At 61.3% G+C, this 13,321-nt stretch carries 16 protein-coding genes; 9 read left to right on the forward strand and 7 right to left on the reverse strand.

Annotation, left to right across the window (positions count from 1 at the left end):
* Positions 1-75 precede the first annotated feature (75 nt).
* The 3 genes from RIN56_11655 to RIN56_11665 are packed head-to-tail and all read left to right on the forward strand — an operon-like array spanning position 76 to position 2,505.
* Positions 76-489, forward strand: a complete 414-nt coding sequence (locus RIN56_11655; GenBank protein ID MDR7867466.1) for an Lrp/AsnC family transcriptional regulator — start codon at positions 76-78, stop codon at positions 487-489.
* 14 nt (positions 490-503) lie between these two features.
* Positions 504-1,601: a 4Fe-4S binding protein gene (locus tag RIN56_11660; GenBank protein MDR7867467.1), complete on the forward strand. Its 1,098-nt coding sequence runs from the start codon at positions 504-506 to the stop codon at positions 1,599-1,601.
* Between the two features lie 13 nt (positions 1,602-1,614).
* Positions 1,615-2,505, forward strand: a complete 891-nt coding sequence (locus RIN56_11665) for a DMT family transporter (protein MDR7867468.1) — start codon at positions 1,615-1,617, stop codon at positions 2,503-2,505.
* Between the two features lie 27 nt (positions 2,506-2,532).
* Here the strand turns inward: RIN56_11665 and RIN56_11670 are convergent, their stop codons facing one another.
* Complete coding sequence (locus tag RIN56_11670; GenBank protein ID MDR7867469.1) at positions 2,533-3,483, reverse strand: hypothetical protein; 951 nt, start codon at positions 3,481-3,483, stop codon at positions 2,533-2,535.
* Positions 3,476-4,306, reverse strand: a complete 831-nt coding sequence (locus RIN56_11675) for a hypothetical protein (protein MDR7867470.1) — start codon at positions 4,304-4,306, stop codon at positions 3,476-3,478. Before RIN56_11675 ends, RIN56_11670 begins: the two co-directional genes overlap by 8 nt.
* Before the next feature lie 96 nt (positions 4,307-4,402).
* On the opposite strand from RIN56_11675, the gene mug reads away from it, so the two are divergent.
* The 6 genes from mug (at position 4,403) to RIN56_11705 (ending at position 9,895) form a co-directional block, all read left to right on the forward strand.
* On the forward strand, positions 4,403-4,933 hold the full coding sequence (gene mug, locus RIN56_11680) for a G/U mismatch-specific DNA glycosylase (GenBank protein MDR7867471.1): 531 nt from the start codon (positions 4,403-4,405) through the stop codon (positions 4,931-4,933).
* A gap of 36 nt (positions 4,934-4,969) precedes the next feature.
* On the forward strand, positions 4,970-5,101 hold the full coding sequence (locus tag RIN56_11685; protein MDR7867472.1) for a hypothetical protein: 132 nt from the start codon (positions 4,970-4,972) through the stop codon (positions 5,099-5,101).
* Between the two features lie 165 nt (positions 5,102-5,266).
* Positions 5,267-6,127, forward strand: a complete 861-nt coding sequence (locus tag RIN56_11690) for a MurR/RpiR family transcriptional regulator (GenBank protein ID MDR7867473.1) — start codon at positions 5,267-5,269, stop codon at positions 6,125-6,127.
* Positions 6,128-6,290: 163 nt separating this feature from the next.
* Positions 6,291-7,376 (forward strand): NAD/NADP octopine/nopaline dehydrogenase family protein, encoded by a 1,086-nt coding sequence (locus tag RIN56_11695; GenBank protein MDR7867474.1) that lies wholly within the window; start codon positions 6,291-6,293, stop codon positions 7,374-7,376.
* Between the two features lie 78 nt (positions 7,377-7,454).
* Positions 7,455-8,816, forward strand: a complete 1,362-nt coding sequence (locus tag RIN56_11700) for a sodium/glutamate symporter (protein ID MDR7867475.1) — start codon at positions 7,455-7,457, stop codon at positions 8,814-8,816.
* Between the two features lie 38 nt (positions 8,817-8,854).
* Positions 8,855-9,895, forward strand: a complete 1,041-nt coding sequence (locus RIN56_11705; GenBank protein MDR7867476.1) for an ornithine cyclodeaminase family protein — start codon at positions 8,855-8,857, stop codon at positions 9,893-9,895.
* Positions 9,896-9,980: 85 nt separating this feature from the next.
* Here the strand turns inward: RIN56_11705 and hisIE are convergent, their stop codons facing one another.
* Genes hisIE through hisB form a run of 5 tightly spaced genes read right to left on the reverse strand, consistent with a single transcriptional unit; the run spans position 9,981 to position 13,318 of the window.
* Complete coding sequence (gene hisIE / locus RIN56_11710; protein ID MDR7867477.1) at positions 9,981-10,625, reverse strand: bifunctional phosphoribosyl-AMP cyclohydrolase/phosphoribosyl-ATP diphosphatase HisIE; 645 nt, start codon at positions 10,623-10,625, stop codon at positions 9,981-9,983.
* Entirely contained in the window at positions 10,622-11,380 is a 759-nt protein-coding gene (hisF, locus tag RIN56_11715) for an imidazole glycerol phosphate synthase subunit HisF (GenBank protein ID MDR7867478.1), read from the reverse strand. Before hisF ends, hisIE begins: the two co-directional genes overlap by 4 nt.
* Positions 11,362-12,117 (reverse strand): 1-(5-phosphoribosyl)-5-[(5-phosphoribosylamino)methylideneamino]imidazole-4-carboxamide isomerase, encoded by a 756-nt coding sequence (gene hisA, locus RIN56_11720; protein ID MDR7867479.1) that lies wholly within the window; start codon positions 12,115-12,117, stop codon positions 11,362-11,364. Before hisA ends, hisF begins: the two co-directional genes overlap by 19 nt.
* A complete protein-coding gene (hisH, locus tag RIN56_11725; GenBank protein ID MDR7867480.1) occupies positions 12,114-12,722 on the reverse strand; it encodes an imidazole glycerol phosphate synthase subunit HisH in 609 nt (202 codons plus the stop codon). Before hisH ends, hisA begins: the two co-directional genes overlap by 4 nt.
* An 8-nt stretch (positions 12,723-12,730) precedes the next feature.
* Positions 12,731-13,318 (reverse strand): imidazoleglycerol-phosphate dehydratase HisB, encoded by a 588-nt coding sequence (gene hisB / locus RIN56_11730; GenBank protein ID MDR7867481.1) that lies wholly within the window; start codon positions 13,316-13,318, stop codon positions 12,731-12,733.
* Positions 13,319-13,321: the final 3 nt, after the last annotated feature.

Genomic DNA, 13,321 nt, shown 5'->3' on the forward strand with positions numbered 1-13,321 from the left:
ACCGCGCCAAAAAACGATAGCGCGGTGAAAGAATTGGCCCTGGTTTGATTACACCGGGAAAGGATTTGGCTGCCCATGATTGACGAAACCGATCTGGCCATCATCAAACTCCTTCAGGAAAACTCCCGCCGCCAGTGGAAGGATATCGGCGCTGCTGTCCACCTCACCGGCCAGGCTGTCGCCGCACGGGTCAAAGCCCTGGAAGAAGCGGGCGTCATCACCGGGTACTCCGCCGGCGTCGACGCAGCCAAACTCGGCAAGCCGCTGACAGCCTTCATCACCGTATTCATGGCCAGCGCCGACCACGGCGCCTTCCACCGCTTCCTTGAAGGCGAACAGTCCATCACCGCCGCCCACCGGGTGAGCGGCGACGGCTGCTACTGGCTAAGGGCCGAACTCGCCGCCCACGAGGATCTCAACACCCTGCTCGAAAAAGTCCTCCGCCACGGCAACTACCGCCTCCACCTTTCCATCGGCCGCATAAAATAGAAGGAGGTGGCCACATGGGCCATCTGGGCAACGGCAAAGTCGACGTCTTCGGGGCGCTCGCCGCCCGCCTCGACAAAAACCCCGTCGGCGCGCCTCATAACGAAACCCTCATGCGCATCCTCCACATCATGTACACCGAGAAGGAGGCGACCGTCGGCAGCCGGTTTCCGCAAGGGTTCACCACCATCGATAAGCTGGCGGCCCTGACCGGCCTTCCGGAAACCGAGCTCGCACCCCTCCTCGAAAACATGGCGTCCAAAGGCCTCGTCGTCGACATCCCGCGCCGCGACAAAGTTCTCTACTCCCTTTCGCCCCTTGTCGTCGGCTTCTTCGAATACACCTTCATGCGCACCGGCGGCCCCCTGCCCCTGAGCGAACTTGCCGGACTATTCGAACGCTACCACCACGAACGGGGCGTCGCCGAGGAATTCTTCGGCGCCGACACCAAGGTATTCCAGACCTGGGCGTACGAGAGCGCGATACCGGCCGACATCACCACCGAAGTGCTCGACTACGAGAAAGCGTCGGCGATGATCCGCGCCGCCGGCTCGGGAGCCCTGTCGATGTGCTACTGCCGCCACCAGGCCCACCACCGCGGCGTCGCCTGCAGCGCCCCGGTCGACGATGTCTGCACCTCGCTCGGCCCCGCCGCCGAATGGCTCGTCAGGCGCGGCTTCGCCCGCCCGGCCGGCGTCGACGAACTGCTGCGCGTCCTCGACCGCACCGAAGCCCTTGGCCTCGTCCACCTCGCCGACAATGTCGCCAACAGGCCCGCCTTCGTCTGCCACTGTTGCGGCTGCTGCTGCGGCGTGCTCCGCACCGTCAACGAACAGGGCATCCTGTCCGTCCATCCCAGCAATTTCGTCGCTGTCATCGACACCGCAAAATGCACCGCCTGCGGCCTTTGCGCCCGCCGCTGCCACGTCAAGGCGGCAACGCCCGCCGAGCCGTCCGCCGCCATCGACCCCGGCCGCTGCCTGGGCTGCGGCGTGTGTGTCAAAAGCTGCCCGCAAGGGGCGATAACTCTTGTCCGCCGCGATCTGATCCGCATCCCGCCAAGGGATAAGCTGGAGCAGCTGAAACGGATAGCGGAGCAACGAGGCAAGTTATAAAGGAGGCCAGGTTTTGAACCAGTACTACAAAGGCGTCGCCCTCGTATTCCTCTCCGCCCTGGGCTTCAGCCTGCTGCCGATCTTCGCTATCTTCGCGTACCGCGAAGGCGCAAACGTCCTGACAATCCTCTTCCTGCGCTTTTCCTTCGCCGCCCTCTTTCTGTTCGCGTACCTCGCCCTAAAAAAGCAGCCTGTCGCGGTATCACGCCGCCAGCTCGCCCTGCTGTTCGCGCTCGGCGGCGTCCTTTACTCCGCCCAGTCCTCCCTCTTTTTCGGGTCGCTGCGCTACATCCCCGCTTCCCTTACCTCCCTTCTCCTCTACACCTTCCCGATAATCGTCGCCATTCTCGCCAGCATCGTCGACAAAGAAAAACTCACCCGCGACAACCTGCTGGCCATCACCTTCGCAATGACAGGACTTGTCTTCGTCCTCGGCGCTTCCCCGTCGGCGGTCGACATCACCGGCATCCTTATGGCTCTCGGGGCGGCTGTCGTATATTCTGTTTACCTCGTGCTCGGCGCCAGGGTTGTCAGGGAATTGTCGCCGACCGTCACCACCGCCTTCGTCGCCAGCTTCGCCGCCCTTTCGCTGCTGACCGCCGGCACGGCCGGCGGGGCGTTGAACTTCGCCCTCTCCCCTGCCGCCTGGCTGGCGGTGGCCGGCATCGTCGCTTTCGCCACCATCATGGCCATGCTCACCCTCTTCCGCGGCCTGGAGCTCATCGGCCCCACCCGCTCCTCCATCCTCAGCATGCTCGAACCGCTTCTCACCTTTGCCTTTTCCGCCCTCCTGTTCGGCGACCGCTTCACCGCCCTTCAGTTGGCCGGCGGAGTCGCCGTGCTCGCCGGCGCAGCCATGGTGGTGCTGTCGCGCGGCAAACAGGAAGCAGGCGAACAACGATAAAACCCTTGCCTCATGGCAAGGGTTCATTCATACAATGCCCTCAATTGTCAGCACCAGCATCAGCAGCATCACCGCCTGGGTAACCGCAAAACCTGCCGCCGCCACCCTCACTCCCAGCCGCCGGCCGAAAACGCCTATAGCCCGGGGCAGGGACGAAGCGAACAAGTCGTAGAAATTATGCAGCAGGGAAACTGTCAGCAGCAGCGGCACAACAGCCGCCGCCGGCACCGCCCCGTCGCGGAGCGCCGCTCCCACAGCCGCGACGCCGCCGATCATGCTGACAAGCCCGGTGCCGGCAAGGGGCAGCAGGCCGGCGTCCAGCCCCAAGCGGGCGAGAAGCGGCAGATAATCGGCGAGACGCTGCAGATAGCCGGTCTTAATGAAAACCATCGCCACGTACGACATAGAGGCCATCCAGGCGGTCATACTCACGAACGGCCGCCAGCTTCCCGCCACCGCCGCCCGCACCGCGGCCGGCCAGCCCATGACCGGTTTATCCGCCGGCGCCGGGCAGTTGCCCGGCCGGCCGCCGCTCAGCAGGCGCGCGTAAACAATGCCAATCAACGATATTATCACGAAGGACGCGAAATAAACGGTGAGAAACCTTATGGCCACACCCGGCGGATAAAGCGCCGCCATGATGGGAATAAAAGAGAACACAAAAAATTGCACCACCGCCGGCGCCTTCGCCACCAAATTGGCGGCGATCACCTCCCCGTCCGACAGCCCCGTCCGCTCCCTCGCCAACGCCACCGCCGCCATGCCCGCGGTCCGGTCGCCGGCCGCCAGCACCACCGACAGCGCACAGGCCGGCGGCAGGCCGGTCAGCCGGGCCACCGCGGGCAGCAGCCGTCGGCCACCTATCACGACGCCGCGATTGGCAAACAGGCCGGCGAAGAGCAAGCCGATATACAGGGACGGCAGCACGCTCTTCATTATATCCGCCGTCGCCCAGGCGGCGGCAGCCAGTTCATTCATCGCCCTTCCCCCGCCGGTAGATGCAGCCGGCGTGCCTGGCGCAATAATAGCCCCCCTCGTCGCAGGACACGAGGCTCTCGACAGCGCCGGCCGTCGGCCGGCCCGCCTGGGCCTTGACCAAGGCGAAAGCTTTGTCCACCTGCTCGCCCGTTCCCTCCACCAGCATCGTCGTCGCCCCCTCCGCGCCGCACAGACCCCCGGCGCCGATCACCGTCACCGCCGCGCCGGTCAGCATTTCCAGCGCATCCCGCTCGGTAACAACCTTGCCGAACAGCGGCAGCAGGCCCACAGCCATTCCCATCGCCTTGTCGATCCGCCTGCGGCCAGCCTTGCGGCTGACATCGGCTATCGATCCCGGTATTAGCTTCTCCAGCCCGACGGCGATTATCGTCCGTATCCCTTCCGAATAAACCATACTCAGCGCTTTGCCGGCCGCGCCGCCGCCGGCAAGCCCGGCCATCAGCCCGGCAGTCCCGTGCATATCCAGGGCGTTGGCGCCGGTGATAAACACATCGTCGGGCCCCAGCGCCGCAAGCTCCTCGTCCAGGCAGTCGTCTATACACCGCCACCGGCCGCCCTCGACCAGCGCGTAATGCGGCGCCTCCACCAGCACTTTCGCGGTCCGCGCCCCGTCCGGGGTAATCCGGCCGCCGATGCGGAGCGGCGCCACGCCGAAGAGTTCGGCCAGCGCAGCCACGGTCGTCCCCGCCTTCAGCACGATCTTCCCCCGTTCCCTTGCCGCCCGCACATCGGGCATCCCCCAGACCGCAAGGGCGATCAGCCTTTTGGCTGCCGGTACGCTGATGACTACCTGGCCGTTCATACATACGCCTCCTTTTGCGTCCCGCTCGAAGAGGGGCCGCCGTTACCGGATAAATTCCCGCCCGGCACGCGCCAATCCTGCCAAGGAGATGATATAGTGCAAGAAGTCCGCGACATTATCCGTCCTGCCCTCACCGTCCTATTCATCGGCTTCAACCCCGGCATCCGCTCGGCCGAAACCGGCCACCACTTCGCCGGCCACTCCAACCGCTTCTGGAAACTGCTGCACGCCGCCGGCCTTACCCCCCGGCAGCTCAGGCCGGAAGAAGACGACGAATTGCTGTCCTTTGGCTTTGGCATCACCAACATCGTACCTCGCCCTACAAAAGCCGCGGCGGAAATAACCCACGAGGAATATCGCCTTGGTCGCATGGCGCTCATCGACAAGCTCACCCTCTACCGGCCGCGGATCGCCTGCTACGCCGGCATCGGCGTCTACCGCGAGTTCGCCGTCCAAAAGGGTGTCGCCTGCGGGCTCCAGCGCGGCAGGGTCGTGTCGGGGGTGACCGACTTCGTCGTGCCCAACCCCAGCGGCCTCAACCGGATGTCTTTCGACGACCAGCTTCGGCACTACAAGGAATTAAGCTTCCTAGCCTCGCCGCCGGATAGTCCGCCCCCTGCCGGGTAAACACTAACGAAAATACGCTTTACGGGAGGGAAAAACGTGGAAAAAACCAACTTCCCCCAAATAACCGGCCAGTCCGACCTGCTCGACCCCTTCCACCCCGGTCGCTTCCAGTACAACTTCTTCAACCGGTGGGACGAACTGGAGAAAGAATACGCCAGACGGCTTTAAGCGCTTTGTCGGAACCAGCGCCGCAACGACAGTTTTTCCGTTTTCTTTTTCTCGTCAGATAGGGGATTTGCCGGTTTGTTGTCGAAATAGTTGAAAAGCAGGCTTAATACGGCAATTTTTATGCCAGAAGGCCGATTCACGCCTGGTTCAGCAGGAGGGTGCCATATGAACCTCTTTGACGACATTCGCGGAAAAATCGCTTCTCTGCCGCGCAGTCAGAGGAAAGTTGCCCAACACATCGTGGATAACTGGGAACGTGTCGCATATGAATCGTCGACCGCGATTGCACGCCAACTTGATCTCAGTCAGGCGACAATCATCCGAACCGCCTGCGCTCTTGGTTTTGCCGGCTTCCCGGAACTTCAGGGTCATCTGCGTGACATTATACAGCAGCGCGTTTCCTCGGTTGGCCGCCTCGACCGCGTAACCAAACGCTACGGCAAAGGCGCCGAACAAGGAAAACTGAACACGAAGGACCGGGTATTCAGGCAGTTGGCCGGAAATCTCCGGACCTTGTACACAGCTACGTCGGAAGAGGAATTATGCCGCGCCGCAGACTCCGTAATGCAGGCAGAACGCGTCTTTATCCTGGGGATGCGTTCCTCGAGCGCTATCGCCGCCTATTTGGGCTTCAACCTCTCAATGGTTCGCCCCAACGTGATTATCCAGGCCGACGACTACAACCTCCTTGAGAAGATGAAAGCCCTGTCGGCCCGCGACGTTCTTGTCGCCATAGTCTTCCCGCGCTACACTCGTCTCGCTATCGAAGCCACCAGGAAGGCCTATCAGTTGGGCGCCCGCGTGATTGGCGTTACCGACTCCGCCGCATCTCCCATCGGGGCGCTTAGCCACCAATCTTTCTACATTCCGGCCACCTCGACCCATTACAACCACTCCGCCCTCGCCGCCGTAGCCCTTGTCGACGCCCTATTGTCCTACCTGTCGGTGCGCTATGCGGACAGCGTCCGCAAAGAGCTGGAATTGATCGAAGAAGACTTCAAAAACTTCCACATATTTGAGAAATAACGGTACACGACCAGACCGGGACAACCCGGTTTTTTTTATTTTTTCGGGAGGATTTTCCCGCGACAGGCAGAATAGTATGAAAAAAGAATAGACCACTTCTTGCATCGTGATAAAAGTAGCAATCGCTACATAACGACTCTTTTTTACAAGGGAGACTGGTTATATGGTTGATGCAAAGTTTGCTGTAATCGGCGCCGGCAACGGCGGTATGGCCTTCGCCGGCTGCCTTTCCCTCCGCGGCGCGCATGTGCGTATCCATGACAGCGATCCGGCCATCATGGCCGATCTTGCGGCCATGGGCTCGATTGAGGTAATCGATTCCGGCCGGTCATCGACGGTGTCAATCGGCGAAGTTTGTCCAGACCTCGACAGAGCGGTCGCCGGCGCCGACATCATCTTCGTTGTCACGCCGGCCCACACCCACCGCTCTATAGCGACCTCTTTGGCACCCTTCATCGACCAAGGAGCCACCGTCCTTCTTCATCCCGGAAGAACAGGCGGCGCCCTCGAATTAAAGCAGGTGTTCGATACCCTTATCCCCGAACGGCGGGTCATCGTCGGCGAAGCCCAAACATTGCTGTTCGCCTGCCGAAGGTACCCCCCCAACAAGGTGGCTATCATGGGTACCAAGCGTCGGGTAACGATTGCCACTCTGCCCCAAAAAGCCGTAGGTGGTGTAATTGACAAGCTGAAACCGTTCTTCCCCCAGTTCGCGGCGGCCGAAAATGTTCTGGAAACAAGCCTGAGCAATATCGGATCCATCTTTCACCCTGCACCGACAATTTTAAACGCCGCGAGAATCGAAACATCCCCTGAACCTTTCAAATATTACATCCATGGCATTTCCCCGTCGGTAGCAAAAATACTGGAAGAGATCGACTCCGAACGTGTACGGATTGCGGAAAGTCTCGGCAAACCGGTACCGTCCGCCCTTCAGTGGCTCAGACAGGCATACGGCATCTCCGCCTCCTGCCTGTACGATGCGATACAGAAAAACTCGGCCTACCAAGATCTCGTTGCCCCCAAATCCATTGCAGTCCGCTACTTGGACGAAGATGTGCCGACCGGACTGGTCCCGCTTGCCGCCTTAGCAAATCTTTGCGGGATACCCGCCCCGTTCACGAATTCCATAATCAGCCTGGCCTGCGTGATGCGGGGGAAAGACTATCGCCAAACAGGCAGAAATCTCGAAAGACTGGGTCTGGCAAACATGACAGTTGAAGATATCCAAACTCTGGTCAATAAATAAAACCGCACAAAAGGAGGGCTGCCGGAAAATTACGCCATCGACATCGGACGATAAGAAGAGAAAAGAGGTGTATACAAAATGAAGGGTGCTGACCTGCTCAATCTGATGCTGTACGTATCTTACCTTGGTGGTCTGTTATTTGTCGGTAAAATCCTCCGGGCCAAAATAACCCTGTTCCAGCGTCTTTATTTCCCGGCGGCTCTCATTGCCGGCTTCCTTGGGCTTGCCCTCGGACCGTTCGGGGTAAAACTGATTCCTGTCGCAATGATGAATACTTGGAGCATTTTGCCGGGACGGCTGATCGACATCGTGTTCGCCTGCGTATTTCTCGGCACGATAGTACCGTCGGTCAAACAAATCTGGCAATACGCTGGACCGCAATTGGTATACTCATGGTTTGTAGTCGCCTGTCAATGGATCGTCGGTATCGGCCTAACCTATTTTATTATTCAGCCGATCTGGAATATCCCCGCCTTTGTCGGCACGATAATCGAAATCGGCTGGGTCGGCGGTCACGGCACCGCCGGCGGCATGGCGGTCGTCTTCAAAAACCTCGGTTTTCCCGAAGGCGGGGATCTGGGGCTTACGTCGGCGACCGTCGGCCTGGTGGTCGGTATTATCGTCGGCATGATATACATCAACATTGCGGTGCGCAAAGGCTATACTTCCGTCCTCGAATCCCCCGACCAGATAAAGACTGGCAACCTGTCCGGCATTCTGCCTCCGGACCAGGAAAAAGTCATCGCCAAGAGCCGGATCACGACCGACTCGATCGAGCCGTTCGCCCTTCACCTGGGCCTGATCGGAATCTCGGTGATAATCGGTTGGTATATGCTTCAAGGCCTAACCGCATTGCATCCGAAGTTCAACTCCGTGCCGCTCTTCCCCCTGGCAATGATCGGGGGCGTTATCATCCAACTGGTCGCCAATATAACGAAAACCGACGGCCTCATCAACCGCCAGGTGGTTGAACGCATCCAGGGTACTGCGCTCGATTTCCTGGTCGTAGCCGCGGTAGCCTCGATCAAGGTCCCGGTGGTAATAAAATACGCCATTCCGCTGCTTATCCTCATGGCCGGAGCGCTCGTTCTGATGCATATCGTGACCTGGTATTTGGCCCCGCGAATCTTCCCGGATTCCTGGTTTGAAAGAGGGATTGCCGAATACGGCGCTTTATGCGGTGTGCTGGCGGTCGGTCTGATGCTGCTGCGGGTCGTCGACCCCGACCTCAAAACCGCGGCGCCGAAAGCCTTCGCCTTCGAACGTCCGTTTTTCAGTCCGTTCGTCGGCGGCGGTCTTGTGACCGCGGTCGTGCCGATCTTCGTGCACGAACTGGGAGCTCTTGCCGTTATCGGCGCCTCGGCCGCCCTAGCGGTGGCACTGATGGGCCTGGCTTATCTGTGCGGCTGGTTCCGACCGCATCCGGGAGCATACAGATAGGTTGACGATGACACTATAGCTGACGGGAGGAAAAAAGTATGAACGCCAAACAATGCGACATCCTGTTCCTGTCCCAAGAGGACGTAATCAGGGCGGGGGCAATGGATATGAGCATCGCCGTACCCCTGATGGAACAGGTGTACCTCGAACATCATCGGAAAAATTACGTGCTGCCCGGGAAATGCGTCCTGCGCTGGGGCGATGGGGACAGCGAATGGACCCGCGGGCGCATCAACGCCATGCCGGGCTCGATCGGCGGCGACATCGAGGCCGTCGGCATCAAATGGATCGCCAGTTGCCCGCAAAATCCGTTCCGTCATGGCCTGCCCAGAGCGTCGGCGGTCATTATCCTCAACGACCCGGAAACGCTCGTGCCGATTGCGGTCATGGACGGAACGGTCATCAGCGCCGTCCGCACCGGCGCCAATACCGGCGTCGCGGCAAAATATCTCGCCCGTCCGGACGCCAAAATACTCGGCCTGATCGGGGCAGGAGTGCAGAATCGCACGCAGCTCACCGCCTTACTGCAAGTGTTGCCGGCAATCGAAGAAATCCGCATCTTCGACCCCGTTCCCGAACGACGCCAGCAATTCGCGAAAGACATGTCCGCGCAGACCAAGCGCGCCGTCATCCCCGCCAATTCAGCCTGGGCGGCGCTCGAAGGGGCCGACATCTACGTAACGGCAACATCGACCTCCACACCGATAATCAAAAGCGACTGGGTCGTCCCGGGTCTGTTCTATTCGCACGTAGGCAGCCACGAGTGCGAATTCGACGCGATAATGAAAATGGACAAAAGAGTGGTCGACGACTGGGAGCAGATCAAGCACCGCGGCGTGGAGAGCCTCGCCATCATGCACGCTCAAGGCATGATCGACGATTCGGCGGTATCAGCCGAAATCGGCGCCATCATTGCCGGCGCGAAACCTGGCCGCGCAAGCGACAAAGAAACCGTCTATTTCAACACCGTCGGCCTGGGGATTCAGGACGTCGCCCTGGGATCCGCAATCTACAAGCGAGCGCTGGAAGGCGGTTTCGGCACCAAACTGCGCCTGTGGGACACGCCGTTCGCCCTGTAACCTGGCTCAGCGAAGCCATCAGCTATATAACGAAAAGCGGTTGAGGGATTTCTCCCTCAACCGCTTTTCGTCCAAAAAATCCGTTTCATTTCCGCCGGCTCTTGAGCTCGGCGAAGAGTTCTGTCGGCGTGATGTCGTGGTGGGCCAGTAGCACAAGGCAGTGGTACCACAGATCGGCCATCTCGTAGAGGATTTCCTGCTTGTCGTCGTTCTTCGAGGCGATGATCGTCTCCGCCGCCTCCTCGCCCACCTTTTTGAGGATTTTGTCCCGTCCCTTAGCGAACAGGTAGTTAGTGTAGGAGCCCTCCTTGGGGTTCTTCTTGCGGTCGTTGATAACGTTATAGAGATCGTACAACACCGTCATCGCCGGCTGATAATCGGCGGCCGCTGACGTGTCCCGCTCAGTCTCGGCCCCATCCAGGCGGCGGCTGAAGCAGGAAAATGTGCCCTCATGGCACGCGGCGCCCTGCTGGTCCACCTTGACCAGCAGCGTATCGCCGTCGCAGTCGTAGTAAACCTCGCGTACCTTCTGAACATGCCCCGAGGTCTCGCCCTTCTGCCACAGCGCCTGCCGGCTGCGGCTGTAAAACCAGGTCACCCCTGTTTCCAGCGTCTTGGCCAGCGACGCCGCGTTCATATACGCCAGCATCAGCACCGCGCCCGAGGCGGCGTCCTGGACGACCGCCGGCACAAGGCCCTGCTGATCGAATTTAATCATATCCATGTTCATAGCCTGACCTCCACACCGCGCGAGCGGAGATATTCTTTCACCTGGCGGACGGTGAACTGTCCGTAGTGAAACACCGACGCGGCCAGCACGGCGTCGGCTTTGCCGTCCACAAGCACATCGTAGAAATGGGCAAGTTCGCCCGCCCCTCCCGAGGCGATCACCGGCACGTCCACCGCTTCGGAAACCGCCCGCGTCAGGGGAATGTCATAGCCGTCCTTCGTCCCGTCGCGGTCCATGCTGGTGAGGAGGATCTCCCCCGCTCCGAGAGCGGTTCCCTCCTTGATCCACTCCAGCACGTCGATGCCGGTCGAGGTGCGGCCGCCGTTTACATAGACCTCCCACTTGCCCGGCCCGGCCTGGCGGGCATCGACTGCCAGCACGATACACTGACGACCGAAGCGCTTGGCGCCCTCGGCCAAGATGTTCGGGTTCTTCACCGCCGCCGTGTTGAGCGACACCTTATCTGCGCCTGCCTTCAGCATCGTCCTGATGTCGGCCAGTGTGCGGATGCCGCCGCCGACGGTAAAGGGGATGAAAACCTGGGCTGCCGTCCTATTGACCACATCCACCATCGTATCGCGTTCCTCGGCCGACGCGGTAATATCGAGGAAAACCAGCTCGTCGGCGATCTCGCGGTCATAGACCGACGCCAGTTCCACCGGGTCGCCGGCGTCGCGGAGGCCGACGAAATTTGTTCCTTTGACTACCCGCCCGTCCTTTACGTCCAGGCAGGGGATTATCCGTTTCGTGTACACGCTGCGCCCTCCTCCCCCCGGGCCGCTTTCAGCGCCGCCGGCAGGCTGACCGCGCCGGTGTAAAGGGCCTTGCCGATGATGACCCCTTCCACCCCGTCGGCCTCCGCCGCCCTTACCGCGGCTACATCGGCCAGACTGCTCACCCCGCCGGAGGCGATGACCGGCACGCCCGCCGCCCTGGCCAGGGAGCTGGTGGCGGACACGTTGACGCCGGTGAGGGTACCGTCGCGGGAAATATCGGTATAAATTATGCGGGCCACCCCGGCGGCCGCCATGCGGGCGGCAAGCTCCTCCGCTCCCACGCCGCCGCTCACGCCCCACCCCTCCACGGCCACGACGCCGTCCTTGGCGTCGATGCCGACAACAATGCGGTCGCCGTAAGCCGCGCAGGCTTGCTTCACCAGCTCCGGCTGCTTTACGGCCACAGAGCCGAGGATGACCCTCGCCACGCCGGCCGCGAGGACGGCGTCGACAGCGGCGAGGGTGCGGATGCCGCCGCCCAGTTGGACGGGGATGCACACCGCCGCGGCGATCCGCTTGACGACCGCCATATTTACCGGCTGACCGGCAAGAGCGCCGTCGAGGTCGACGACATGGAGATACTCCGCCCCCTCGGCCGCCCAGCGCAGCGCCATGGCCGCAGGGTCGTCGGCATAAACCGTCTCGGCGTCGAACCGGCCCTCGGTGAGGCGCACGCATTTGCCGCCGCGGATATCGATCGCGGGAAAGATTATCATATGGCAAGCTCCTTAAAATTGGCGAGGATTTTCAGACCGGCGTCGCCGGACTTCTCGGGGTGAAACTGAACGGCGTGCACATTGCCCCGGCCCACGGCCGCCGTCACTCTGCCGCCGTACTCCGTCCAGGCCGTTATCAGGGCGGGGTCGTCCGGCACGGCGTGGTAACTGTGCACGAAATAAACATAGGGGTTTTCCGGCATCCCGGCAAACAGCGGGCTCGCCCCGCTAAACTCCAGGCTGTTCCAACCCATATGCGGCACCTTCAGGCCCGGGGCGACCAAACGGCGCACCATGCCGGGGAAAATCCCCAGCCCCGGCACCCCAGGGTCCTCTTCGCTGCCGTCAAAGAGAATTTGCAGCCCCACGCAAATGCCGAGCAGCGGCGTGCCCTTGGCCGCCACCGCGCGGACGACGTCGGTGAGACCGTACTCGGCGAGGTTGCTCATGCAGTCGCCGAAGGCGCCCACGCCAGGCAGCACCACCTTGGCGGCGTCCATTATCGCCGCAGGATCGCTGGTCACGACCGCAGCCGCGCCCAGACGGGTGAACGCCTTCTCCACGCTGTACAGATTGCCTACCCCGTAATCGATGATCGCGATCACGTTACCCACTACAATACTCCTTTGCTCGACATGACGCCGACGATGCGCTCATCGACGCGGGTCGCCTCGGCGAGCGCCCGGCCGAGCGCCTTAAAAATCGCCTCATGGATATGGTGGGCGTTCCTGCCCGCCAGCAGGCGCACATGGATTGTCAGCCCGGCGTTCACTGTCAGCGCCCGCAGGAATTCCTCGGTGAGTTCGCCGGCATAGCTGCCGATAACGCAGGCCGGAGCCTCCACATCGTACTGGAGAAAGGGCCGGCCGCTCACATCGAGGGCCACCATCGCCAGCGCCTCGTCCATCGGCACAAAGGCTGTGCCGTAACGGCGAATGCCCTTCTTGTCGCCCAGCGCCCTGGCGAGCGCCTGGCCGAGGACGATGCCGGTATCCTCCACCGTGTGATGGGCATCGACGTGAAGATCGCCGTTCACCCTGGCGTCAAGGTCAAACAGACCGTGCCTGGCGAACAGCACCAGCATATGGTCGAAAAAGCCCACCCCGGTGGCGATCTCTGCCTGCCCGGAGCCGTCCAGCCCCACGGTCAGCTTGATATCTGTCTCTGTTGTTTTGCGGTCGACACTGCCGACACGTTCCATCAT

The organism is Sporomusaceae bacterium (assembly GCA_031460455.1).
Lineage (GTDB): Bacteria > Bacillota > Negativicutes > Sporomusales > UBA7701 > Anaeroselena.

Excerpts from the sequence above, each read along its gene's own strand:
- RIN56_11655 (MDR7867466.1), top strand. The coding sequence starts at position 76 with ATGATTGACGAAACCGATCTGGCCATCATCAAACTCCTTCAGGAAAAC.
- RIN56_11660 (MDR7867467.1), top strand. The coding sequence starts at position 504 with ATGGGCCATCTGGGCAACGGCAAAGTCGACGTCTTCGGGGCGCTCGCC.
- RIN56_11670 (MDR7867469.1), bottom strand. The coding sequence starts at position 3,483 with ATGAATGAACTGGCTGCCGCCGCCTGGGCGACGGCGGATATAATGAAG.
- RIN56_11675 (MDR7867470.1), bottom strand. The coding sequence starts at position 4,306 with ATGAACGGCCAGGTAGTCATCAGCGTACCGGCAGCCAAAAGGCTGATC.
- RIN56_11690 (MDR7867473.1), top strand. The coding sequence starts at position 5,267 with ATGAACCTCTTTGACGACATTCGCGGAAAAATCGCTTCTCTGCCGCGC.
- RIN56_11695 (MDR7867474.1), top strand. The coding sequence starts at position 6,291 with ATGGTTGATGCAAAGTTTGCTGTAATCGGCGCCGGCAACGGCGGTATG.
- RIN56_11700 (MDR7867475.1), top strand. The coding sequence starts at position 7,455 with ATGAAGGGTGCTGACCTGCTCAATCTGATGCTGTACGTATCTTACCTT.
- RIN56_11705 (MDR7867476.1), top strand. The coding sequence starts at position 8,855 with ATGAACGCCAAACAATGCGACATCCTGTTCCTGTCCCAAGAGGACGTA.
- hisIE (MDR7867477.1), bottom strand. The coding sequence starts at position 10,625 with ATGAACATGGATATGATTAAATTCGATCAGCAGGGCCTTGTGCCGGCG.
- hisA (MDR7867479.1), bottom strand. The coding sequence starts at position 12,117 with ATGATAATCTTTCCCGCGATCGATATCCGCGGCGGCAAATGCGTGCGC.
- hisB (MDR7867481.1), bottom strand. The coding sequence starts at position 13,318 with ATGGAACGTGTCGGCAGTGTCGACCGCAAAACAACAGAGACAGATATC.